The sequence below is a fragment of the Paraburkholderia diazotrophica genome, assembly GCF_900108945.1.
Lineage (GTDB): Bacteria > Pseudomonadota > Gammaproteobacteria > Burkholderiales > Burkholderiaceae > Paraburkholderia > Paraburkholderia diazotrophica.
On record NZ_FNYE01000012.1, the window covers coordinates 146069 to 170535 of the forward strand.

Sequence of the window (24467 nt, forward strand, 5' to 3'; positions counted from 1 at the left end):
TGATTACTTCTTGATGTCGAGCGCGTTCGTCAGGTCGCCCATCGCCTGGCCGCCGCTGGCGACGAGCGCGTTGTCGCGCGCCGTCAGACCCGGCAGAGTCGGCAGATTGAAGCGGTGCGTGATGAAGCGCAGGATCGACGTCGTATCGTACTGCGTATGATCGACGAAGCCCTTCTTCGCATACGGCGACACGATGATCGCGGGAATCCGCGAGCCCGGACCCCAGCGGTCGCCCTTCGGCGGCGCGACGTGGTCCCAGAAGCCGCCGTTCTCGTCGTACGTGACGACCACGACCATGTTGTTCCACTGCGGGCTCTTCTGCAGATGCGCGATCACATCGGCGATGTGCTGGTCGCCTTGCGCGACGTCGGTGTAGCCCGCGTGCTCGTTCAGGTTGCCCTGCGGCTTGTAGAACGTCACTTGCGGCAGCGTGCCGGCATCGATGGCCTTGATGAACTCCGCACCGTTCACGCCGCCGTCGAGCAGGTGCTTCGCGCGGTTGTCGGTGCCCGGCGCGAGATCTGTGAAGTAGTTGAACGGCTGGTGATGCGGCTGGAAGTTGGGCGCGCTGTTGTTCGCGCCGTAGATCACGCCCGACGTGCCGCTTTGCGCCGCGCTCAGCGCCTGGCTCCATGCGCCGCTGTACCACGCCCACGAGACGCCCGCGTTGTTCAGCAGATCGCCGATGTGCTGGGCGGTCTGCGGCGGCAGCGTCGTCGCGGCGGAGGGATCGGCGAGCGTCGCGTCGCCGCCGGCCGCCGGCTTGTTGCCGCTCGGCTGATACGGCGGCTGCATCGTGTTGATCGCGTAGAAATCCGGCGTGAGATTGCCCGAGTTGACGAACGTCGGCTTGCCGGTCAGCGCCGATGCAGCGGACGTCGCCGCGAGCGTCAGGCTCACGCCGTCGGCATTGACTGTCGAGATCGAGCCTTTGGCCGGGCTCGTGTTCGCGTTCGCATAGAACGGCGTGCACGCGCAGACCAGCCACTGGTGATTGAGGAACGAGCCGCCGAACGCGCCCATGAAGAAGTTGTCGGCGAGCGTGTATTGCTGCGCGAGCTTGTAGAGCGGCAGCTTGTCGGCGTTGGGCGTGTAGTGGCCCATCACGAGTCCGCCCGAATCGGCCCACGCGGCGAACATGTCGTTCTTGCCGCCGTGGATCTGCATCTGGTTCTCGTAGAAGCGGTGATACAGGTCGCGCGTCGTGACGTTGAGCGGCACGTTGAAGCCGTTCGGATCGTCGATCGCGAACGGCGCATTCGGCAGGTTTGCCGTCATCGCCTGCGTGATGACGGGCGTCACGCCCGCGATCGTCAAGCCGCCCCAGACCTGCGGCAATGTCGCGAGCACGGAGCCGTCGCGGTCGAGCTGGCGCGAGTTCGCGGCCGTCACGTTCTGCAGACCGTTGGCGCCGGGGAAATTACCGTAGAGGTTGTCGAAGCTGCGGTTTTCCGCGTAGATGACCACGACGTTCTTGACCGACGAAAGCGTCGGTGTGGAATCCGAATTACCACCACATGCGTACAGACCGACAGCTGCGGCGAGCGCAATAGGCGTCGCGCAGATCAATTTTTTGTTCATGGTTTCTCTCTCTCGCGTAGGGGGACCGGCGGCGAGTCCTTGTCGGATGGCCGGCGGCGAGAGTGTCGCAAGCGTTTTTGACAGAACGATTAACCTCTTACATATAACTTCTGTTTTGCTTGGGGTTTTCTATGCGTCGTCGGCTTTATGTCATTTACGCGACATGTCCGTGAAATACCCTCTTCGCGTCCGGTTTAACGAGCAGGTAACAAGACCATGTGGCGCGATGTGACGGGGGTTCGAAAAGGCGGGTCGTCGAAGGAAGGCGCACGGTGCGCCAGATGGATCAGCGTGGCGTGTCTGTCCGCGATGCTGACGGTGATGCTGTCGGCGTGCGATGCGCGCGGCACATCGGAGGACGGCGCGGCCGGGTCGACAAAGGCAGGAACAGCGGCAGCAACAGCCGCAGCAAACGCGAGCGGCTCGCGGGCGCAGAAAGTGTCATCGGCGGACGGTGTTGCTGCCGTGCCCGCAGGCGGCCAGACGCGCGCCCAGGTGTTCGAGTCCGTGAGGAAAATGACGGCTGTCGGCAAGCAGCTATTCTTTGATCCGTCGCTGTCCGGCTCGGGCAAGCTTGCATGCGCGTCATGTCATAGCCCGCAGCATGCGTTCGGTCCGCCGAATGCGCTCTCCGTGCAACTGGGCGGCCACGACATGCGCCAGCAGGGTTTGCGCGCGGCGCCGAACATCAAGTATCTGCAGAACGTGCCGGCGTTCACCGAGCACTACCACGATTCGGACGACGAAGGCGACGAGAGCGTCGATGCCGGGCCGACGGGCGGCCTGATGTGGGACGGCCGCGTGAACAGTGCGCATGCGCAGGCGCGCTTTCCGCTGACGTCGTCGTTCGAAATGGGCAGCAATCCGCAGAAAGTGGCGGCGGCTGTGAAGGCCGCGCCGTATGCGGCGCAGTTCCGCGACGCGTTCGGCCAACACGTCTTCGACAGCGACGACGCGACGTTCAAGGCCGTGCTTCAGGCGCTCGAAGTCTTCGAGCAGACGCCGGAACTGTTCTACCCGTATTCGAGCAAGTACGACGCATACCTCGCGGGCAAGGCGCAGCTGACCAAGGCAGAAATGCACGGCCTGCAGATCTTCAACGACGAAAAGAAGGGCAATTGCGCGAGCTGTCACCTGAGCCAGCGCGCACTCGACGGCGCGCCGCCCGCGTTCACCGATTTCGGCCTGATCGCGATCGGCGTGCCGCGCAATCGCGCGCTGCCGGCGAACCGCGATTCGCGTTTCTACGATCTGGGCGCGTGCGGTCCCGAGCGTGCGGATCTGAAGGGACGCGACGAGTACTGCGGAATCTTCCGTACGCCGACGCTGCGCAACGTCGCGTTGCGCAAAACGTTCTTCCACAACGGGATTTATCACTCGCTCGAAGACGTCGTCCGCTTTTACGCGCAGCGCGATACGAATCCGGAAAAGTTCTATCCGGTCGTGAAGGGGAAGGTGCAGAAGTTCGACGATCTGCCGAAGAAGTACTGGGCGAATCTGAATACCGATCCGCCGTTTGACCGAAAGCCGGGCGACAAGCCGGCAATGGATGAGTCAGAGATCAAGGACGTGGTCGCGTTTCTTAAGACGCTGACGGACGGCTATCAGTCCGACGCGCCCGAGCAGCGCGCCGACGCTCATCTCGTCAGCAGCAAGTAGCAGCCGCCGACCAGCAGGGCAAACGACGCGAGCAGACACACGAGGCCCGCTCGCGTCACCACGCACGGCCACTTGCTGCGGCGCATGCCGTGGATGCGCACGACGGTCGGCATCGGCGCGGGGTCGATGCGCATCACGATGATGCCGAGCGCGACGCAGATCAGCGTCAGCATCGCGGCAAAAAACTGGAGAGCGAACAAGAGGTCCATGAGCGTGAGTCTCGACGCGTAAGCGGAAACGGCTGCGGGATTTGACGCGGCTCATGTTAGGGATCGCCTGCTCTAGCGCCTATGAGACGTGTCCTAAAATTCCGTTCAAGACGTTGACCGGCATAGGCGCGACGCCGATAACGCCATCTCGTTATCGCTTGCGTGCGACGCTCGCTCGGATCAAGCTGGCAGCCGTCCGCACGTAGCATGCGCGTCGGCGGCGTGCTATTCGCGTGCTATGCTTTTGAGGTCCAGATCGCGCGCCGATAGGCATGGCCGCCAATCCTGCCGAACCTGATTTCTCCGGAGACTCTTCATGTCGATGCGAACCCGAGCCGCGTTTCGATTCACCCTGGGCGGGCTGCTGCTCGCGAGCGCAGTCGGCGCGCACGCTGCCAATCTTGGTTTTCTGAACGACACGCCGATGTCGTACATGAAGCAGGCCGATATCGACTCCCTGAGAGCGGCCGCCATCGACGCGCTCAACAAGAAGCAGGACAGCGAAACGGCCGCCTGGAACAACGACGGCCTGCGCAATAGCACGAAGATCGATGCGCAGATCACACCCGACGCCACGTCGAAGACGGGCGACCGCACCTGCCGTTCGCTGCGCGTCGTGCTGAGCGCGAAAGGGCAGTCGATGAACCTCAACCCGCAGTACTGCCGTGAAGGCAGCGGCTCGTGGGTGCTGCAGAAGAAGCATTGAGCGCGCGCACTGTTTCCTGTGGCGTCGTGCTGCTCGACCCGGACGGTCGGGTGCTGCTGGCGCACGCCACCGACACCAGTCACTGGGACATTCCGAAAGGCCAAGGCGACGAGGGCGAAGCGCCGCACGCCGCCGCGCTGCGCGAACTGGAGGAGGAGACGGGCATCGTCGTGGCGGCCGGGCGCCTGAAGGATCTTGGCCTGTTCGTCTACCGGCGCGACAAGGATCTGCATCTGTTCGCCGCGCGCGCCCGCGCCGACGAACTCGACCTGACGCGCTGCACGTGCACGTCGATGTTTCCGCGCCGCTTCGACGGCACGATGATTCCCGAGATGGACGCGTTCCGCTGGTGCGCGCCCGATGAAGTCGAGCACTACGCGAGCCGCAGTCTCACGCGGCTTTTTCAGACGACGCTATCGCTTGCCGAACTGCACCGGACACTCGACACGGCATGACCGCGCCGTAAGCGCGTCGTAACGCCCGCTCGTCATTTCACGCAAGAGCGCGTCAGTCGAGTGCCTTGTCGTTCGGATGCGCGAACAGCGTGCGCATTTCCGCCGACAGCGGATAGTTGAGATTGATGCCGTGCGGCGGAATCGGCTGCGTGAACCAGACGTTGTAGAGGCGCTCGGCCTCGCCCGACGTCTGCATCTTCGCGATCACGCGGTTCACCAGTTCGCGAAACGGCTCGTCGCCCTTGCGGAACATGCATGCGTAACTTTCGTAGCCGAGCGGCGTGCCCGTCACGACGAAGTCGTCGGGGCGCGGGTCGGTCGCGCGAAAGCCATAGAGGATCGGTTCGTCCATCACGAACGCAACCGCGCGGTCGGCCTTCACGGCGGCGAACGCATCCGAATGATCCTTCACGCTCGCGATGCGCATGTTCAACTGCTTGTCACTGTTCAGCTGGCGCACGAGACGTTCGTCCGAGGTGCCCGCCGTCGTGACGACGGGCTTGCCCGCGAGATCGGCGAAATCGGTGATACCCGCATTTCTGCGCGCGATCATCCGTACCGCGTACTGGAAGAAGCTGTTCGAAAACGCGGCGACGTTTTCGCGCTCGCGCGTGTGCGTGGTCGAGCCGCACTCGAGGTCGATCTGATTGTTGACCAGCATCAGAAAGCGGTTTGCCGACGTGATCGTGACTTCGCGCACGCGCAGGTTCGGCATGCCGAGCGTCTTCCTGATTTCGTCGACGATGGCGAGCGCGATCGTCTGCGAGTAGCCGATCGTGCGGTTGCCGTTCGCATAGGAGAACGGGATCGACGCTTCGCGCACGCCAAGCACAATCGTGCCGTCGTCGTGAATTTTCTTGAGCGTGCCTGTGAGTTCGTCGGCGCGCGCGGGCGGTGCGAGCGACACCAGCGCCACGGCGGCCACGGTCCCGATCGTCGCCAGTTTTTTCTTGATTGCAACCTTCATCGTTCCCCCTGGGCCGGCGGCGATCACCCGGCTGCAACGTGACGGCCACCGCGTGTCGTCGTGCGCGGCGTCAGCTTGCCAGCATGCGTGCGCCTTAGACGCATCAGGCGCTGCATGCCGGACAGTGCCGGATCATCGACACACGCGACGGGCGCCAGACATATGGCTTACGCCGGCTTTCCCCAACTGTCGCGCAGACTGACGATGCGATTGAATACGGGTTTGCCCGGTTTCGTGTCGTGGCGGTCCGCGACGAAGTAGCCGTGACGCTCGAACTGGTAGCGCTGCTCGGGTTCAACGTCGCGCAGACCCGGCTCGACGTACGCATTGACGATCCGCTTCGAATCCGGGTTGAGCGCTTCGAGGAAATCGCGTCCGCCCGCGTCGGGCTGTGCTTCCTTGAAGAGGCGATCGTAGACGCGCACTTCGACGGGCACGGCCTCGCTTGCGCTTATCCAGTGAATGTTGCCCTTGACCTTGTAGTTGTTCGCGCCTTCCGTGCCCGAGCGGCTGTCCGGGAAGTAGTTGCAGTGCACGGCGATCACGTTGCCGTGCTCGTCCTTGTCCGCGCCCGTGCATTCGACGACATAGCCGTACTTCAGCCGCACCCGATTACCCGGGAACAGGCGGAAGTAGCCCTTCGGCGCCGCTTCGTTGAAGTCCTCGCGCTCGATCCACAGCTCGCGCGAGAACGGGAATGTGCGCACGCCGCGATCCGGATGATGCGGATGAACGGGGGCGCTGCAGGCTTCCGTCTGGCCTTCCGGATAGTTGTCGATGATCAGCTTGAGCGGATCGAGCACGCAGGTCGCGCGCGGCGCCTTGTCGTCGAGATCGTCGCGCAGCGCGCCTTCGAACACGCTCATGTCGATCCACGAATCGACCTTCGTGATGCCGATGCGCTCGCAGAACAGCTTGATGCTGTCCGGCGTGAAGCCGCGCCGGCGCACGCCGACGATGGTCGGCATGCGCGGGTCGTCCCAGCCGTCGACATGACCTTCGTTGACGAGTTGCAGCAGCTTGCGCTTGCTCGTGATCGCGTACGTGAGGTTCAGACGCGAAAACTCGATTTGCTGCGGCAGCGGGCGCGCGAAGATACCGGCGTCGGCGAGCTCGTTGAGGATCCAGTCGTACAGCGGCCGGTGGTCTTCGAACTCGAGCGTGCACAGCGAATGCGTGATGTTTTCGAGCGCGTCCGAGATGCAGTGCGTGTAGTCGTACATCGGGTACACGCACCACGTGTCGCCCGTCCGGTAGTGATGCGCGAAGCGAATGCGATAGATCACCGGGTCGCGCATGTTGAAGTTCGGCGACGACATGTCGATCTTCGCGCGCAGCACATGCTCGCCTTCCTTGAACTCGCCCGCCTTCATGCGGCGGAACAGGTCGAGGTTCTCTTCGACGCTGCGCTCGCGGTACGGCGACGGCTTGCCGACTTCCGTCGCGGAGCCGCGGTTCAGGCGCATCTCTTCCGCCGTCTGGCTATCGACATACGCCTTGCCGCGCGTGATCAGCAGTTCGGCGAACGCGTAGAGCTTGTCGTAGTAGTCGCTCGCGAAGTAGAGGTGCTCGTTGCCTTCCTTGTTCCATTCGAAGCCGAGCCACTTCACGGCGTCGATGATCGATTCGACGTACTCGAAGCTTTCCTTTTCGGGGTTGGTATCGTCGAAGCGCAGATGGCAGACGCCGCCGTAGCTCTGCGCAATGCCGAAGTTCAGGCAGATGCTCTTCGCATGGCCGATGTGCAGATAGCCGTTCGGCTCTGGTGGGAAGCGCGTTTCCACCCGCTGGCCCCACTTTCCGGAGCGGTTGTCGTCGTCGATGATGTTGCGGATGAAGTTGGAAACCGGCGCGTCGTTGCGCTCGGCGTCTTTGCGTTCGTTGTTCATGCGAGAAGGAGAAAGTCGGTCGTGGACACTATATGCGTCCGTTGGTCTGTCAATTCTACCTGACGACACATTCGACGACAGTCTTTAGGCTTGCGTGGTGCGGCGCGCGGTCCACATCGGCGCGAGATCGGCGCGAAATTGGCGCGAAATTGGCGTTTTTAGGGGCGCAACGGGCGCTGTAACAGGAGGTAAATCGCGTTGGCGCCACAGGCGGCGGGCGCTTAGCATGCGACGCGCGCCATTGTGTGCGGCCGCGCGATACGAGTTGAGCCGCGTGGCCTTCGCGCCAGGCGACGTCTTTCTGGCCGGCGCCGCGTTTCCGTTATTCTGTCCTGGGCCCGGGCATGCTTCGCCCGGGTGACGCGGCGGCTGGTCCAGCCGCATGACGCGATCTGTCCTCGCCTCGAGGCTTGAAAAGCCTCCGCCGTTGCGCATGCGTGCGACAGATCCACCGATCCCGGAGTTTCTCGGATGTCTCTTCCGACGCTGCGCGCATTTCGCGCGCATTTTGATGCCGATGACCGCGGCCATAACCGTGCCTTTAGCCGCGCCTCTAGCCACGCCGTTGCTGACGCCCGGAGCTGTGCCGACACCTGCGCGAACGTGATCCGGCGCTCCGCACTCCTCGCGCGTGCGGCGAGTGTCGCGACGGCCCTGTCGCTGACAGCCGTGCTGACCGCTGGCTTCGTCGCCGCGCCCGTCGCCGATGCGAAGACGCCGCAACCGAAGGCGGTGCTCGACGCGTCGGCCGTCGCCGTGCCCGATCGCTATGCCGCCGACACCGCGCAGCAGATTCTCGCGGCGGGCGGCAATGCCGTCGATGCGGCCGTCGCGATCGCGTTCACGCTCGCCGTCACGTATCCGGACGCGGGCAATCTCGGCGGCGGCGGGTTCATGACGCTGTACGTCGACGGCAAGCCGTACTTTCTCGACTACCGCGAGACAGCGCCGCAGCGCGCGACGCGCGACATGTATCTGGACGAGAAGGGCAACGTGATTCCGGGCCTGAGCCTCGTCGGGCATCGCGCGGTGGCCGTGCCCGGCACCGTCGCCGGCATGTGGGAGGCGCAGAAGCGCTTCGGCAAGCTGAAGTGGAAGCAGGTGCTCGCGCCCGCGATCAAGTACGCGACCGACGGCTTCACCGTCGATGCGTGGCTGCAGCAGCGCCGCGATCTTGCTGCGAAGGGTTTCGCCGGCAAGACCAATTTCGACGCGTACTTCTCGAACCTGAAAACGGGCGTCGTGTTCCGCCAGCCCGAGCTCGCGCAGACGCTGTCGCGGATCGCTTCCGACGGCGGCCGCGAATTCTACGAAGGACAGACGGCCGACCTGATCGCGAAGCAGATGTACGGACACGGCCTGATCACGAAGACGGACCTCGTGCAGTACAAGGCCGTCTGGCGTCAGCCGCTCGCGGCCGACTGGAACGGCTACCGGATCGTCACCGCGCCGCCGCCCAGCTCCGGCGGCCTCGGGCTGATCCAGATGCTGAAGATGAAGGCGGACCTGAAGCCGCAGTTCGACGGGCTCGCACTCAACTCGGAGCCGTACATCCATCTGATCGCGCAGATCGAAGACCGCGCATTCGCCGATCGCCAGCAGTACATGGGCGACCCGGATTCGTATCGCGTGCCCGTCGACAGGCTGATCGACGACGCTTATCTCGCGAAGCGCGTCGAAGACATCACGCCAGACGAGGTGCTGGGCGCCGCGCCCGTCAAGCCCGGACTCGGCGACTCGATGCCGGAGAAGGCGCAGACGACGCACTTCTCCGTCGTCGACAAGTGGGGCAACGCCGTCTCGAACACGTACACGCTGAACGGGCCGTTCGGCTCGGGCGTCGTGGTGGACGGCGGCGGCTTCGTGCTGAACGACGAGATGGACGACTTCGAAGCGAAGGCGGGCGTGCCGAACCAGTCAGGCGTGACGAGCGGCGACGTCAACACGATCGCGCCGAACCGCCGGCCGCTGTCGTCAATGACGCCGACCATCCTGCTGAAGGACGGCAAGGTGTCGCTCGTGATCGGCACGCCGGGCGCGTCGCGAATCTTCACGACGATCTTCCAGGTGATGACGAACCTGTACGACTTCAATATGCCGCCCGCCGATGCGCTCGCCGCGATGCGCTTTCACCATCAGCTGCTGCCGCAGAAGACGATCTACTACGAGCCGTATCACCCGATCGACGGCGATCTCGCTGAGCAGTTGAAGGCGCGCGGCTACACGCTGCAGGGTCAGACGTTCAACGGCGACGTGCAGATGATCCGCATCGACGGCACGACGCCGCAGCCGGCCGCCGATCCGCGCAGCGCGGGCGTGGGCCGTGTGATTCAATAGCGCTGGCGGCGCACTGCCGCCTGCCTTTTTGATAACGATCCAAAGAACGGGGAAAGCAATGGCGCTGGAGCAGCAGAACGTGATCGTGTTGCCGGGTTATATGAATTCCGGCGACGGACATTGGCAGACCCGCTGGGAAGCGCGGTATCCGAATTTTGTCCGCGTGCCGATGCGCGACTGGGACCATCCCGTTTGCGGCGCGTGGTGCGAGACGCTCGACGCGACGGTGGCTTCGTCGAAGGGGCCCGTTCTCTTCGCCGCGCATAGCCTCGGTTGCCTGACGGTCGCGTTCTGGGCGGCGCACCATGCGTCGAACGATGCGCTGGCGAAAGTGGCGGGCGCGCTGCTCGTCGCGGTGCCCGATCCGTCGGGGCCTGAATTTCCCGCCGATGCAAGCGGCTTCGGTGCCGTGCCGCAGGCCAGGCTTCCGTTCAGATCGATCGTCGTCGCCAGCACCGATGATCCGTACGGTGGCGTGCCGTTCTCGCAGGCTTGTGCGGCGGTATGGGGCAGCCGCTGGGAGAGCATCGGCCCGCGCGGCCACATCAATGCCGACAGCGGGCTCGGCGATTGGGAAGAAGGGCAGCGCTGGCTCGCGTCGATGGCTTGACATCGATACCGTAGGCTTTGCACCAATCCGCGTCGAATGCGGCGATCGCATGACGCGTTGCGCCAGTGCGTCGATCGCTTGAGGCGCGGCGCCGCGGCGGCATGCGTGTGCCGCGCCATCTTCCGGCGCGCCAAGCGCGCCCTCAGATCACCGACTGATCCCGCAGCGCCTCGATGCGCGCATCGTCATAGCCGAGCACGTCGCGCAGGATGGCCTCCGTATGCTCGCCAAGTGTCGGCGGATGGGCTTGCGCCTCGGGCGGCGTCGCGCTCATCCGGATCGGATTGCGCACCAGCTTCACCGTGCCGCCCGACGGATGCGCCAGTTGCACCTGCATCCCGCGCGCAACCACCTGCTCGTTCTCGAACACCTCGCCCAGATCGTTGATCGGGCCGCACGGCACACCCGCCGCTTCGAGCGCGTCGATCCATTCGTGCTTGCTGCGCGTGCGGACCATCTCCGCGAGGATCGGCACCAGAACCTCGCGATTGCGCACGCGCGCGGGGTTTGTCGAAAAGCGGTCGTCATCGGCGAGATCGGCGCGATTGCCCACTTCGACGAACTTGCGGAACTGCCCGTCGTTGCCGACCGCCACGATGATCCAGCTATCGCTCGTCTGGAACGTCTGATAGGGGACGATGTTTTGATGCGCGTTGCCCCAGCGCACGGGCGGATTGCCGCTCGCAAGGAAATTCGAGTTCATGTTGGCAAGCATCGCGACCTGCACATCGAGCAGCGCCATGTCGATGTACTGGCCTTCGCCCGTTCGCTCGCGATGCGCAAGCGCCGTCAGCACCGCGACGCTCGAGTACATGCCCGTCATCAGGTCCGCGATGGCGACGCCTGCTTTTTGCGGGCCGCCGCCCGGCTGGCCGTCGCGCTCGCCCGTGATGCTCATGAAGCCGCCGATGCCCTGGATGATGAAGTCATAACCCGCGCGCTGCGCGTACGGACCCGTCTGTCCGAAGCCCGTCACCGAACAGTAGATGATGTCCGGTTTTACGGCCTTCAGCGACTCGTAGTCGAGCCCGTATTTTTTCAATTGCCCGACCTTGTAGTTTTCGAGCACGACATCGCTTTGCGCCGCCAGCTCGCGAACGATCTTTTGCCCTTCCGGCGTCGAGATGTCGATCGTTACCGAGCGTTTGTTGCGGTTCGCCGCGAGGTAATAGGCCGCCTCGCGCGTGTCCGCGCCGTCTGGCGTCTTCAGGTACGGCGGCCCCCAGTGGCGCGTGTCGTCGCCGGCTCCCGGCCGCTCGACCTTGATCACGTCGGCGCCGAAGTCGGCGAGGGTTTGCGCGCACCACGGACCTGCGAGCACGCGGGTAAGGTCCAGCACGCGGATATGACTGAGTGCGCCCATGTTGTGTCTCTGTCTCCCATGTGATGAGGCGCGCCGCACGGGCGCCGCCCGATTCGATCGATGTGGTGCATCTTAAGCGATCGGACGCCCCTCGCCCATTCAGCCTGACGGCATAGGACAAGTGACCGCCCGGGCCCGCTCCGGGCACTTCCGTGTCGAAATCCTGGCCGGATGGCCAATGCCGGGCGCAAGGCGCGCCGCGGCGTCGCGCAGGTGCGCCGATCCCGTATAATCGACCGTTCAGGAAACAATCTATTGCGACGGTCGGTAAGTCTTCCGCAGCCGTCGGCTCAAGTCAGGACCGTCCCCAAAGCACGCTATGAAAGCCGCCGAAATCCGCGAGAAATTCCTCAAGTTCTTCGAATCGAAGGGCCATACGATCGTCCGCTCGTCGAGCCTCGTGCCCGGCAACGACCCGACGCTGCTCTTCACCAATTCGGGCATGGTGCAGTTCAAAGATGTGTTTCTCGGCGCCGAATCGCGTCCGTACTCGCGGGCCACGACGGCGCAGCGCAGCGTGCGCGCGGGCGGCAAGCACAACGATCTGGAAAACGTCGGCTACACCGCGCGTCACCACACGTTCTTCGAAATGCTGGGCAACTTCTCGTTCGGCGACTATTTCAAGCGCGACGCGATCCACTACGCGTGGGAGCTGCTGACGGGCGTCTACAAGCTGCCGAAGGAAAAGCTCTGGGTCACCGTCTACAAGGAAGACGACGAAGCGTACGACATGTGGGCGAAGGAAGTCGGCGTGCCGACCGAGCGCATCATCCGCATCGGCGACAACAAGGGCGCGCGCTACGCATCGGACAACTTCTGGCAGATGGCCGACACGGGCCCGTGCGGCCCTTGCTCCGAAATCTTCTATGACCACGGCCCGGATGTGTGGGGCGGCCCGCCGGGATCGCCGGAAGAAGACGGCGACCGCTACATCGAAATCTGGAACCTCGTGTTCATGCAGTTCAACCGCGACGCGCAGGGCAACATGACGCCGCTGCCCAAGCAATGCGTGGACACGGGCATGGGTCTGGAGCGTATCGCGGCCGTGCTGCAGCACGTGCACAGCAACTATGAGATTGACCTGTTCCAGGCGCTGATCAAGGCCGCCGCGCGCGAAACGGGCATCGCCGATCTGTCGAACAACTCTCTGAAGGTGATCGCCGATCACATCCGCGCGTGCTCGTTCCTGATCGTCGACGGCGTGATCCCGGGCAACGAAGGCCGCGGCTACGTGCTGCGCCGTATCGTGCGCCGCGCGATCCGCCACGGCTACAAGCTGGGCCGCAAGGGCTCGTTCTTCCACAAGCTGGTCGCGGACCTCGTCGAGCAGATGGGCGGCGCGTATCCCGAACTGAAGGACGCCGAGCAGCGCGTGACGGACGTGCTGCGCCAGGAAGAAGAGCGCTTCTTCGAGACCATCGAGCACGGCATGTCGATTCTCGAAAGCGCGCTGGCCGAACTGGAAGCCGCGGCTGGCAAATCCGGTGGCAAGACGCTCGACGGCGAAGTCGCGTTCAAGCTGCACGACACCTACGGCTTTCCGCTCGATCTGACGGCGGACGTGTGCCGCGAACGTGGCGTGAGCGTCGACGAAACGGCTTTCGACGAGGCGATGGCCCGCCAGCGCGAGCAGGCGCGTGCGGCCGGCAAGTTCAAGATGGCGCAAGGCCTCGAATATACGGGCGCGAAGACCACGTTCCACGGCTACGAAGAGATCGTCTTCGACGACGCGAAGGTGACGGCGCTGTACGTCGACGGCTCTTCCGTCAATGAAGTGACGAAGGGCCAACAGGCGGTCGTCGTGCTCGACCACACGCCGTTCTATGCGGAATCGGGCGGCCAGGTCGGCGATCAGGGCGTGCTCGCGAACGCGAGCGTCCGCTTCGCCGTCGTCGATACGCTGAAGGTGCAGGCGGACGTCGTGGGCCACCACGGCACGCTGGAACAGGGCACGCTGAAGCTCGGCGACGTCGTGAAGGCGGAAATCGACGCAGTGCGCCGCGCGCGCACGGCCCGCAACCACTCAGCCACGCACCTGATGCACAAGGCGCTGCGCGAAGTGCTCGGCGGCCATGTGCAGCAGAAGGGCTCGCTCGTCGACGCGGACAAGACGCGCTTCGACTTCGCGCACAACGCGCCGATGACGGACGACGAAATCCGGCGTGTCGAAGAAATCGTCAACGCCGAAGTGCTGGCGAACGCGCCGGGCATCGTGCGCGTGATGCCGTACGACGAAGCGGTGAAGGGCGGCGCGATGGCGCTCTTCGGCGAGAAGTACGGCGACGAAGTGCGCGTGCTCGATCTCGGCTTCTCACGCGAACTGTGCGGCGGCACGCACGTGCATCGCACGGGCGATATCGGCTTCTTCAAGATCGTGATGGAAGGCGGCGTCGCGGCGGGCATCCGTCGCGTCGAGGCGATCACGGGCGATAACGCCGTGCGTTTCGTGCAGGAACTGGACGCGCGCATCAACGCCGCGGCCGCCGCACTGAAGGCACAGCCGGCGGAACTCACGCAGCGCATCACGCAGGTTCAGGACCAGGTGAAGTCGCTGGAAAAAGAACTGGGCGCGCTGAAGTCGAAGCTCGCGTCGAGCCAGGGTGATGAACTGGCGGGCCAGGCGATCGACGTGTCGGGTGTGCAGGTGCTGGCTGCGACGCTGGAAGGCGCGGACGTCAAGACGCTGCGCGAAACCGTCGACAAGCTGAAGGACAAGCTCAAGAGCGCGGCCATCGTGCTCGCGTCCGTCGAAGGCGGCAAGGTCAGCCTGATCGCGGGCGTCACTGCCGATGCGAGCAAGAAGGTGAAGGCGGGCGAACTGGTGAACTTCGTCGCGCAGCAGATCGGCGGCAAGGGCGGCGGCCGTCCCGACATGGCGCAGGCAGGCGGCACCGAGCCGGCCAATCTGCCCGCAGCGCTGGCTGGCGTGAAGGGCTGGGTCGAGGCGCAGCTGTAAGCGCATCGGACAGCATTCGCATCAAGCGATAAAAAGCCGCGAGTCGATGAGACTCGCGGCTTTTTGCTTTTAGAAGATCGGTCAAGCGTCCTGGCCCGGTATCAGACAGCCATCGCCATCGTCGTCTTCAAGGCGTCGTCGGCGTTGCTGCTTTCGACCAGCATCCCGCGCAACGCATTCAATGCCGACGAAAAATGCCCACGCCGCCAGATCAGCAGCGTATCGATGCTGCCAAGCCCTTCCGGCGTATGCACGGCGATATCGTTCGATTCGGGCAGCAGCGCGAGCACCGAGCGCGGCGCGACAGCCACGCCCGCGCCCGCCGCAACGCATGCGACGATCGCGTGATACGACCCGAGCTCCAGCACGCGCGCCGGACGGATGCCATGCTGCATGTACCAGTTTTCGACGTAGATCCGATACGCGCAACCCTGTTCGAACGCGACCAGCGTCGATAGCGCGATATCGCGGGGATCGCGAATGGGGCGGTGTCCGCGCGGACTCAACATGACGAGTTCTTCGCGATACACGGGCACGATCTCGAACAGATCGCCCAGCGCTGCGGGATCGAGCGGCCTCGAGACGATGGCCGCATCCACCTCGAATTCGCGCACGCGCTCGATCAGCTTGCCCGTCGTGCCCGTCTCCAGTTCGAGCGCGACGTCCGGCCATGTCTGGTGGTATTGCGCGAGCAGACCGGGCAGCCGCGTCGCGGCGACGCTCTCCATCGTGCCGAGCCGCAAACGTCCGCTCGGACGCGCATCCTTGACGGCATGCCGCGCCTCGTCGGCAAGCGCGAGCAGCCGTTCGGCATAGGGCAAAAGCGTTTCGCCAGCCGGCGTCAGCACGAGACGGCGTCCGTCGCGGATGAAAAGCTCGGTGCCCAGCTGTTCTTCGAGCTGCTTGATGCGCGTTGTCACGTTCGACTGCACGCGGTTGAGCTTCGCCGCGGCACGTGTCACGCCGTTTTCGCGCACGACGGCGCGGAAAATGGCCAGGGCGGCAAGATCCATTGATCTCTCCATGAGATTCAACCTATCTGTATTATTCATTTTATGAGATCGAAGGGTCAAGTTACGATGGGAAGCCGAAAACTCTTCTTCTCAACTTCAGGCAATGCCGATCACTGACCGGCCGCCATCACGCTGTCATCGATGACCGATTTCGCTACCCGTATCTTTGAGCCTCACGCGTCGCCGCACTCCGCCCGTCGCGCCGCGCTCGCCTGCATGGCGGCGTTGGCCGTCGCGCTCGGCGTCGGTCGTTTTGCCTTCACGCCGCTCCTGCCGCTGATGCTTCATGGCGGCGCGCTCGATATCAGACATGGCGGCTGGCTCGCGTCGCTGAACTACGCGGGCTATTTTCTCGGCGCGATCGCTTGCGCCGCATTGCGTATCGATGCAGCGCGCATGGTCAAGACGGGTCTTGCGCTGACGGTCCTGCTGGTGCTGGCAATGGGCGTCACGGACCAGTTCTGGATCTGGGCGGCCGTGCGTTTCGTCGCGGGCGCCGTCAGCGCGTGGACCTTCGTGTTCGCGTCGCAGTGGGGCTTGCGGCGGCTCGCCGAACTCGGCGCAAACGCGTGGGGCGGTGTGATCTACACCGGGCCGGGCGTCGGCATTGCCGCGACGGGGCTGCTCGTCAGCGCGGCGGGCGCGCATGGCGCAGATGGTGCATATGGCGCATCGGTGGGCTGGATCGGATTCGGGCTCGTGTCGGCGGTGCTGACGGCGCTCGTGTGGCGGACGTTTGCGTCGACGCCGAGCACGCAGGTCGCATCGCACAACACGCGCAATACGGCGCCAAGAACGCGCGCACAAGCGCACGCCGCACAAGCGCACGCCGCACAACCGCACGCCGCACAACCGCACGCCGCACAGCCGCACCCCGCGCAGCCGCACGCGGCACAACCGCACCCCGCGCAACTGCATCGCGCCGACGCTTTCTGGCTGATCGTCCTCTACGGCGTGCCCGGCTTCGGCTACATCATCACGGCGACGTTTCTGCCCGTGATCGCTCGCGCGGCACTGCCGGCAGGCTCGCCATGGCCGGATCTGTTCTGGCCGATGTTCGGCGGTGCGCTGGTCGTCGGCGCGCTCGCGGGCGCGCGACTTCCCGGGCACTGGGACAACCGCACGCTTTTGGCGGGCTGTTATGTGTTGCAGGCGCTCGGCATCGTCTCAGGCATCGCGTCGCCGACGGCGGGCGGTTTCGCACTCGGCAGCGCGCTGATCGGCTTGCCGTTCACCGCGATCACATTGTTTGCGATGCGCGAAGCACGCCGCTTGCATGGCGACGATGCGGCGGGTCTGATGGGTTACGCGACGGCGGCTTATGGCCTTGGACAGATCGCCGGCCCGCTCGTCGCCGCGCCGATCGCTGCGCACACCGGTTCCTTCACGCCCGCGTTGTTGCTGGCGGCGGGCGCTCTGCTGGCGGGCGCGGCGGGCCTCGTCGTGGTCGCACTCGTTCGCCGGCAGTCGCGCGCCTGAGCAAAAAGGGCGTGACAGGACACACAAAGGAGACACCAGGGAGCGACAAACGAGAGACAAACGAGAGACAAACGAGAGCCGGCAAGCGCACAGGAAGGCGGTGACACCATCCGACAAAAACAAATTCAGCACACGCCGCACTAAAATGACCGCTTTCCCGTCATCTCCGCGCACCTGTCGCCGGGCGCGCCGCCTGCCATGCAACATTTCGCGTCGGACAACTACGCCGGCATCTGCCCCGAGGCGCTCGAAGCGCTGATCGCCGCCAACAACAGCGGCCACGAGCCGGCCTACGGCGACGACTCATGGACACAGCAGGTCTGCGACCGCCTGCGCAACCTGTTCCAGACCGACTGCGAAGTGTTCTTCGTCTTCAACGGCACGGCGGCGAACTCGCTGGCGCTCGCGTCGCTGTGCCAGTCGTATCACTCGGTGATCTGCCACGAACTCGCGCACATCGAAACCGACGAATGCGGCGGCCCCGAGTTCTTCTCGAACGGCTCGAAGTTGCTGACGGCGCCGGGCATCGGCGGCAAGCTCACGCCGGACGCGATCGAAGCCGTCATCACGCGCCGCGCCGACATCCACTATCCGAAGCCCAAGGTGGTCACGCTCACGCAATCGACGGAAGTGGGCACCGTCTACAGCGTCGAGGAAATCCGCGCGATCGCGGCGATTGCGAAACGCCGTCATCTGAAGGTTCACATGGACGGCGCGCGCTTCGCGAATGCGGTCGCGGCGCTCGACGTGCATCCGTGCGAGATCACGTGGCGCGCGGGCGTCGACGTGCTGTGCTTCGGCGGGACGAAGAACGGCTTGCCCGTCGGGGAGGCGGTCGTGTTCTTCGACCGCGCGCTCGCCGACGATTTCGCGTATCGCCTGAAGCAGGCAGGCCAGCTCGCGTCGAAGATGCGCTTCATTTCCGCGCCGTGGCTCGGCCTGCTCGACAACGACGTCTGGCTGCGCAACGCGCGTCACGCGAATGCAATGGCGAAGCTGATGGAATCGCGGCTCGCGGAGATTCCGGGCGTGAGCATCATGTTCCCGACGGAATCGAATGCGGTGTTCGCGCAATTGCCGCCGCACGCCGCGAAGGCGATGCGCGCGAGCGGCTGGAAGTTCTACGAGTTCATCGGCGCGGGCGGCTGCCGGCTGATGTGCGCGTGGGACACGCAACCCGAGACCGTCGAGCGCTTCGCCGCCGATGTCCGCGCGCTGTGTGCGGCGTGAGCGGGGCGCGTCGGGCATTCGCGGCATGCGCGTGAACCCCGCCCTATGCAAGCGCGACCCGGAGCCCGAATCGAACTTCGCAGACGGGACGAACGGCTGATTGCGGCAACAGGCAGGCACCCGTCGCCGCGCTGATCGTAGTCACACGCAGCGGCTTCGCTGGAACACAGCGCCGCTTCATCTTCGATAACAAAGGAGACACATCGACATGGCCTACATCTACTATCTGACGCACATTCATCTCGGCTACGACGCACTCGCGCAGTTGCCTGCCGAGTGCGAGCGCTCGGGCATCAAACGGCCGCTCGTGGTGACGGACAAGGGCGTGATGGCGGCGGGCGTCGCGCAGCAGGCGATCGACGCGCTGAAGCTCTCTCACGTGCCCGTCTTCGACGACACGCCGTCGAACCCGACGGAAGCGATGGTGATGGCGGCCGCGCAGCGTTATCGCGACGAAGGTTGCGACGGACTGGTCGCGATCGGCGGCGGCTCGTCGATCGATCTCGCGAAAGGCGTCGCGATCATGGCGACGCATCCGGGCACGATGACGGAATACGCAACCATCGAAGGCGGCAGCAACCGGATCACCGACAACGCCGCGCCGCTGATCGCAGTGCCGACCACGGCGGGCACGGGCAGCGAAGTGGCGCGTGGCGCGATCGTAATTCTGAACGACGGGCGCAAGCTCGGCTTTCACTCATGGCATCTGCTGCCGAAGGCGGCCATCTGCGATCCCGGCCTGACGCTCGGCCTGCCCGCGACGCTGACGGCCGCGACGGGGATGGACGCGATCGCGCATTGCATCGAGACGTTTCTCGCACCGTCGTTCAATCCGCCCGCCGACGGCATCGCGCTCGACGGGCTGGAGCGCGCGTGGGCGAACATCGAGCTCGCGACGCACGACGGCCAGAACCGCGACGCGCGCCTTCATATGATGAGCGCGTCGATGCAGGGCGCGATGGCCTTCCAGAAGGGACTCGGCTGCGTGCACTCGCTGTCGCATCCGCTTGGCGGCGTGCCTGTGAACGGGCGCACGTCGCTGCATCACGGTACGCTGAACGCGGTCGTGTTGCCCGCCGTGCTGCGCTTCAACGAAAGCGCGGAGACGGTCATCGCGAATCGACGCTATGCGCGGATGCGGCGCGTGATGAACCTGCCGGACAATGCCGATCTCGCACAGGCGTTGCATGACATGACGGCGCGTCTCGGGCTGCCGACGGGTCTCAGGCAAATGGGCGTCGACGAAAGCGTGTTCGACAAGGTGATCAAGGGCGCGCTCGCCGATCATTGCCACAAGACGAACCCGCGGGAAGCGACAGCCGACGACTATCGCCGGATGCTGACCGAGTCGATGTAAGCGCGCCCCTTTACGCCTGAAGCACACGACATGAACAAACCGGCTCCCGCGGCGCGCGCCGCCTATCCGCACTTCCTCGCCATCGGCACGCGCTGGATGGACAACGACGTCTACGGTCACGTGAACAACGTCGTCTACTACAGCTACTTCGATACCGTCGTGAACGAGTATCTGATCCGCGCGGGCGCGCTCGATATCGAGCACAGCACGACGATCGGGCTCGTAGTCGAGACGCAGTGCAACTACTTCGCGCCGCTCGCGTTTCCGGATCGCATCGACGCGGGACTGCGCGTCGTGCGCCTCGGCACATCGAGCGTGCGCTATGAAGTGGGTCTCTTCAGGGAAGGCGACGACGCGCCCGCCGCGCAAGGTCATTTCGTGCACGTCTACGTGGATCGCGAAACGCGTCGTCCCGTCGCGCTGCCCGACAGGCTGCGCGCCGCGCTCGAACCGCTCGTCGTGCCGGACGCGCCCGTCGTGCATCACGCGCAGGCGGACTGACGCGTGCAGTCGTTCGTCATCGATGCGCTGAACGGCGTCAGCTACGGGCTGCTGCTGTTCATGCTGTCGGCGGGGCTGACGCTGATCTTCAGCATGCTCGGCGTGCTGAACTTCGCGCACGCGAGCTTCTACATGCTGGGCGCGTATGTCGGCTTTTCCGTCGCGGCGCGCGCGGGATTCTGGTGGGCGCTCGTCGTGGCGCCGTTCGTCGTCGGGCTGATGGGCGCGGCGCTCGAACGCTGGCTGCTGCGGCGCGTGCGGCCCCACGGACATCTCGCGGAACTGCTGTTGACCTTCGGCGCGGCGTATCTGATCGGCGAAGGCGTGAAGCTCGTGTGGGGCTTGCAGGCGTTGAGCGCCGTCGTGCCCAGAGCGCTCGATGGCCCTCTGTTCGACGCGTACGGCATTGCGTTCTCGCGTTATCGCGCGTTCATGATGGCGGTGGCCATCGCGATGCTCGTCGCGTTGCATGCGGTGCTGCGCGTGTCGAAGGCGGGGCTCGTCGTGCGCGCGGCGCTCACGCATCCCGATGCCGTCGAAGCGCTCGGGCACGACGTGCCGCGCGTATTCACCGGCGTGTTCGCGGCGGGCACCGCGCTCGCGGCGCTGGCGGGCGTGATCGGCGCGCCGCTCTTCGTGCTCGAACCGGCGATGGCCGAATCGGTGGGCTCGATCGTGTTCGTCGTCGTGGTGATCGGCGGACTCGGTTCGCTGGGTGGCGCGCTCGTCGCGTCGCTCGTGATCGGGTGCGTGCAGACCGTGGCCGTCGCGAGCGATCTTTCGGTCGGCGATCTGTTCGGCGTGCTGCCTGGCCTCCCGGGCGACGGCGACCGCATGCTGCCCGCCGCGTGGAGCGCGCTGACGCTCGCGCAACTTGCGCCGCTCGTGCCGTATCTGTTGCTCGTCGCGATGCTCGCTGTGCGCTCGCGCGGACTCTTCGGACAGCGCGAAGACGATGCTTAACGCCCACGATGCGCCGCCTTCTTCTCCGCGCGTGCAGCGATGGCGCGTCGTCGTGCCGTGGGCCGCGCTCGGGTTGCTGCTCGTCGTGCCGCCTTGCGTGTCGACGCAGAGCTGGCTCGTCGCGTGGCTCGCGCAGACCGCGTCGATGATCGTGTTCGCGCTGTCGTACAACATGCTGCTCGGCGGCGCGGGGCTGCTTTCGTTCGGGCATGCGGCATCGTCGGGCATCGGCGCGCTGATTGCGGCGCATCTGTTCAATCGGATCGGCTTGCCCTTGCCGCTGTTGCCGTTGCTGGGCGGCATTGGCGGCGCGCTGTTCGGCGCGCTGTACGGACTTGTCGCGACGCGCCGAGCAGGTACCACGTTCGCGATGATCACGCTCGGCATCGGCGAACTCGTCGCGGCTGCCGCGTGGACGTTGCCGGACTGGTTCGGCGGCGAAGCAGGCGTCGCGATCGATCGCACGGCAGGTGTCGCCGTGCCGGGCTTCACGTTCGGCCCCGCGCGCGAAGCGTATGCGCTCATTGCGCTATGGTGCGCGCTGTCCGTGCTCGCGATGGTCGCGCTGTCGCGCGCGCCGTTCATGCGGCTCGCGCATGCCGTGCGCGACAACCCGGTGCGCGCGGCGGCCATCGGCTGCTTTCCGAGGCGCGTGCGTTACGAGGTCGTCGTGTGGTCGTCGTTTTTTGCAGGCATCGCGGGCACGCTGGGGCTGATCAATGTCGAGCTGGTGTCGACGGAAAGCGTCGGCATGTTGCGTTCGGGCTCGGTGCTGATCGCAACGGTGATCGGCGGCAGCGGTGCTTTTTTCGGGCCTGTCGCGGGTGCTGTCGTGCTGACGTTTTTCAGCGTCGTCGTCGCGAGCGCGACACGTGCGTGGCTCCTGTATCTCGGGCTGTTCTTCATCGTCGTCGTGATGGCTTCGCCCGATGGCATCGCCGGACGGCTGCAGCGCCAGGCGGCCCGTTTCGCACGCGACGGCTGGCGCGCGTCGCTGCCGTCCCTCGTCCTGCGAATGGCGAGCGCATGCGCGTGGTCGCTTGCGCTCGTGCTGTGCGTGCAACGGGCTTACGCGCGACGCTTCGGCACCGAAGAACAGGCAGCGTTCGTCTCGACGATCGACATCACGTGGCTGGCAATCGGTGTACTGGGCCTCGCTGCACTCGGCTGGCTCGCGACGAACATCGCGCAGCGCTTCGAAAGAAGGCTTCCTGCCGATGCGCGCTCAGGAGTCCGCGCATGATTCCCGCGATTGCGGTGCGCGGCATCGAAAAGCGCTTCGGCGCGACTCGTATTTTGCGCGGCGTCGATCTGTCGATCGAACCGCACGAACGTCATGCGCTGATCGGGCCGAACGGCGCGGGCAAATCGACGCTCTTCAATCTGATCGCGGGCGCAAAGCGGCCGAGCGCGGGGCGCATCGAACTCTACGGCGCCGACATCACGCGTCTCGCGCCCGCAGCGATTTGCCGGCGCGGCCTCGCGCGCAGTTTCCAGACGACGAGTTTCTTCGCGAAGCTCAGCGTGTTCGACAATCTGCGCTGCGCCGCGCAGATCGCGAATCGCGACCGCGCGCGCTGGTGGCAGCGCTTCACCGTCACGCGCGCCGCCGATGCACACGCCGAAGAAGTGCTCGATGCCGTCGGGCTTGGCGCGCGGCGCGACGTGATCGCGGGCACGCTGAGCTACGCGGAGCAGCGCGCGCTCGATCTCGGGCTTGCGCTCGCGAGCGGCGCACACACGTTGCTGCTCGACGAACCGACGGCGGGCATGAACCGCGCGGAGGCAGCGCGCGCGGTCGAACTGATCCGTGTGGCGACGGCGGGCCGCACGCTGCTGATGGTCGAGCATGACATGGACGTCGTGTTCGGACTCGCGGATCGCGTCAGCGTGCTCGTGCAAGGGCAGGTGATCGCGACGGGTACGCCGGATGCGATCCGCGCCGATCCCGCCGTGCAGGCCGCGTACCTCGGCCACGCGCTGCCAGGAGACGCGCGATGACCGCGTTGCTGGCGATGCGCGATCTGTGCGCGTGGTATGGCGCGAGTCAGGTGCTGCACGGCGTGAACCTGCATATCGAAGCGGGCGAGGCCGTCGCGCTCGCGGGCCGCAACGGCTCGGGCCGCTCGACGCTCGCGAAGGCGATCATGGGCTTCGTGCGCACGCGGGGCGTAATCGAGTTCGCGGGCCGATCGCTCACGGGACGGCGCGCGTTCGAAATCGCGCGGCTCGGCATCGGCTACGTGCCCGAGCAACGCGACGTGTTTCCGACGCTCTCCGTGCGCGAGAATCTGCAACTCGGCCTGAAGCCGCGCGGCATGCGGCGCGCGCCGCGCGTCACGCTCGACGATGCCTTTGCGCTGTTTCCCGCGTTGCGCGAACGTGCGCGGACGAAGGCGGGCGCGCTGTCGGGCGGCGAGCAGCAGATGCTGTCGGTTGCGCGCGCATTGCTTGGCGATCCCGATCTCGTTGTGATCGACGAGCCGACGGAAGGGCTCGCGGGCCAGGTCGTCGAGCAGCTTGCGGCCGCATTGAAGCTGTTGCGCGAGCGCGGCGTCGCGATGTTGCTGATCGAGCAGCGGCTCGTAATCGCCGACCGGCTCGCGAGCCGCGTCGCCGTGATGGGGCATGGCGAAATTGTGTTCGACGGGCCGCTCGATCTGTTTCGCCATCGCCCCGATGTGATGCACGAATGGCTGGGCGTGGGCTGAGCGCGTACTTTTCCTGTTTGACTCAAACGATCATGGCTGCGCAAAAGGACCTTATGCGACGCCGTGCGGCCGATCTATTGCGTTGATCACACGCGCTCGCGTTTGGCGAGCGTCCTTCAGAGATCTTGTCGGCAGCGCGCGGACAAAGTCGATCGTCAAAGGCGCATCGCCGAACGAGAAGACGTGATCGATGATAGATGCGCGCCTCGCGCCGCACAGGACACCTTCTACGCGATGCGGCTACAAATGCGGGTGGTGTCCTGTACGACGCAGCAACCTGATTCACTACCGACATGCGGCGCTGAGGCGTTCGATACCCTTAGCCGTGCCATATGTGCGTGAAGCGGGTGAGGCGCTTAGGGAGTGCGTTGGCAACGAACACAAGCCAGCACACAGCTGCGCGAAGGATGGGGGCGTAGAGAGCCCGGGGGTAATACGGAGCACTGGCGGTGTGAGCGGCTTTCTTCTGCCTACTCTTCTT

20 protein-coding genes are annotated in these 24467 nt (G+C 65.2%); 14 read left to right on the forward strand and 6 right to left on the reverse strand.

All coding sequences use genetic code 11. The annotated features are described in order from the left end of the window. Positions 1-3: 3 nt before the first annotated feature. A complete protein-coding gene (locus BMW76_RS17455) occupies positions 4-1581 on the reverse strand; it encodes an acid phosphatase (protein WP_090867179.1) in 1578 nt (525 codons plus the stop codon). 309 nt (positions 1582-1890) lie between these two features. On the opposite strand from BMW76_RS17455, the gene BMW76_RS17460 reads away from it, so the two are divergent. Beyond that, positions 1891-3240, forward strand: a complete 1350-nt coding sequence (locus BMW76_RS17460) for a cytochrome-c peroxidase (protein WP_090867314.1) — start codon at positions 1891-1893, stop codon at positions 3238-3240. On the opposite strand, the gene BMW76_RS17465 is transcribed toward BMW76_RS17460, so the two are convergent. Beyond that, entirely contained in the window at positions 3219-3449 is a 231-nt protein-coding gene (locus tag BMW76_RS17465) for a hypothetical protein (RefSeq protein ID WP_090867182.1), read from the reverse strand. The two genes, BMW76_RS17460 and BMW76_RS17465, sit on opposite strands and share 22 nt — an antisense overlap. A 316-nt stretch (positions 3450-3765) precedes the next feature. Between BMW76_RS17465 and BMW76_RS17470 the strand changes: the two genes are divergently transcribed. Next, positions 3766-4155, forward strand: coding sequence for an RT0821/Lpp0805 family surface protein (locus BMW76_RS17470; protein WP_090867184.1), 390 nt, complete (start codon positions 3766-3768; stop codon positions 4153-4155). After that, positions 4152-4610, forward strand: a complete 459-nt coding sequence (locus BMW76_RS17475; RefSeq protein ID WP_090867186.1) for an NUDIX hydrolase — start codon at positions 4152-4154, stop codon at positions 4608-4610. The genes BMW76_RS17470 and BMW76_RS17475 overlap by 4 nt, the downstream gene beginning before the upstream one ends. A gap of 52 nt (positions 4611-4662) precedes the next feature. Here BMW76_RS17475 and BMW76_RS17480 read toward each other — a convergent pair whose 3' ends face one another. Together BMW76_RS17480 and BMW76_RS17485 are read right to left on the reverse strand one after the other, a co-directional pair. Further along, entirely contained in the window at positions 4663-5577 is a 915-nt protein-coding gene (locus tag BMW76_RS17480; RefSeq protein WP_090867188.1) for a transporter substrate-binding domain-containing protein, read from the reverse strand. Positions 5578-5744: 167 nt separating this feature from the next. Further along, complete coding sequence (locus tag BMW76_RS17485) at positions 5745-7466, reverse strand: glutamine--tRNA ligase/YqeY domain fusion protein (protein WP_090867190.1); 1722 nt, start codon at positions 7464-7466, stop codon at positions 5745-5747. Between the two features lie 471 nt (positions 7467-7937). On the opposite strand from BMW76_RS17485, the gene ggt reads away from it, so the two are divergent. Both ggt and BMW76_RS17495 read left to right on the forward strand, forming a co-directional pair. Continuing rightward, complete coding sequence (ggt, locus tag BMW76_RS17490) at positions 7938-9803, forward strand: gamma-glutamyltransferase (RefSeq protein ID WP_090867192.1); 1866 nt, start codon at positions 7938-7940, stop codon at positions 9801-9803. A gap of 58 nt (positions 9804-9861) precedes the next feature. After that, positions 9862-10413, forward strand: a complete 552-nt coding sequence (locus BMW76_RS17495; protein ID WP_090867193.1) for an RBBP9/YdeN family alpha/beta hydrolase — start codon at positions 9862-9864, stop codon at positions 10411-10413. 142 nt (positions 10414-10555) lie between these two features. Here BMW76_RS17495 and BMW76_RS17500 read toward each other — a convergent pair whose 3' ends face one another. After that, the gene (locus BMW76_RS17500) at positions 10556-11776 is read right to left on the reverse strand and encodes a CaiB/BaiF CoA transferase family protein (RefSeq protein WP_090867195.1); all 1221 of its coding nucleotides are present in this window, start codon (positions 11774-11776) and stop codon (positions 10556-10558) included. Between the two features lie 319 nt (positions 11777-12095). Between BMW76_RS17500 and alaS the strand changes: the two genes are divergently transcribed. Further along, on the forward strand, positions 12096-14732 hold the full coding sequence (gene alaS, locus BMW76_RS17505) for an alanine--tRNA ligase (protein WP_090867197.1): 2637 nt from the start codon (positions 12096-12098) through the stop codon (positions 14730-14732). A 101-nt stretch (positions 14733-14833) separates the two neighbouring features. Here the strand turns inward: alaS and BMW76_RS17510 are convergent, their stop codons facing one another. Beyond that, entirely contained in the window at positions 14834-15745 is a 912-nt protein-coding gene (locus BMW76_RS17510; RefSeq protein ID WP_090867199.1) for a LysR family transcriptional regulator, read from the reverse strand. A gap of 141 nt (positions 15746-15886) precedes the next feature. Here BMW76_RS17510 and BMW76_RS17515 point away from each other — a divergent pair, with 141 nt between their 5' ends. The 8 genes from BMW76_RS17515 (at position 15887) to BMW76_RS17550 (ending at position 23986) form a co-directional block, all read left to right on the forward strand. Next, complete coding sequence (locus BMW76_RS17515; protein ID WP_090867201.1) at positions 15887-17224, forward strand: YbfB/YjiJ family MFS transporter; 1338 nt, start codon at positions 15887-15889, stop codon at positions 17222-17224. A 198-nt stretch (positions 17225-17422) separates the two neighbouring features. Beyond that, the gene (locus BMW76_RS17520) at positions 17423-18454 is read left to right on the forward strand and encodes a threonine aldolase family protein (protein ID WP_090867204.1); all 1032 of its coding nucleotides are present in this window, start codon (positions 17423-17425) and stop codon (positions 18452-18454) included. Between the two features lie 208 nt (positions 18455-18662). After that, a complete protein-coding gene (locus tag BMW76_RS17525; RefSeq protein WP_090867206.1) occupies positions 18663-19811 on the forward strand; it encodes an iron-containing alcohol dehydrogenase in 1149 nt (382 codons plus the stop codon). Positions 19812-19841: 30 nt separating this feature from the next. Continuing rightward, positions 19842-20312, forward strand: coding sequence for an acyl-CoA thioesterase (locus BMW76_RS17530; RefSeq protein WP_090867209.1), 471 nt, complete (start codon positions 19842-19844; stop codon positions 20310-20312). Positions 20313-20315: 3 nt separating this feature from the next. Then, on the forward strand, positions 20316-21275 hold the full coding sequence (locus tag BMW76_RS17535) for a branched-chain amino acid ABC transporter permease (RefSeq protein WP_090867211.1): 960 nt from the start codon (positions 20316-20318) through the stop codon (positions 21273-21275). Beyond that, positions 21268-22518 carry a branched-chain amino acid ABC transporter permease gene (locus tag BMW76_RS17540; RefSeq protein WP_090867213.1) on the forward strand — a complete coding sequence of 417 codons (1251 nt, stop codon included), beginning with the start codon at positions 21268-21270 and terminating at the stop codon, positions 22516-22518. The genes BMW76_RS17535 and BMW76_RS17540 overlap by 8 nt, the downstream gene beginning before the upstream one ends. Then, positions 22515-23276: an ABC transporter ATP-binding protein gene (locus tag BMW76_RS17545; RefSeq protein WP_090867214.1), complete on the forward strand. Its 762-nt coding sequence runs from the start codon at positions 22515-22517 to the stop codon at positions 23274-23276. The genes BMW76_RS17540 and BMW76_RS17545 overlap by 4 nt, the downstream gene beginning before the upstream one ends. After that, the gene (locus BMW76_RS17550; protein ID WP_090867215.1) at positions 23273-23986 is read left to right on the forward strand and encodes an ABC transporter ATP-binding protein; all 714 of its coding nucleotides are present in this window, start codon (positions 23273-23275) and stop codon (positions 23984-23986) included. The genes BMW76_RS17545 and BMW76_RS17550 overlap by 4 nt, the downstream gene beginning before the upstream one ends. Positions 23987-24467 lie beyond the last annotated feature (481 nt).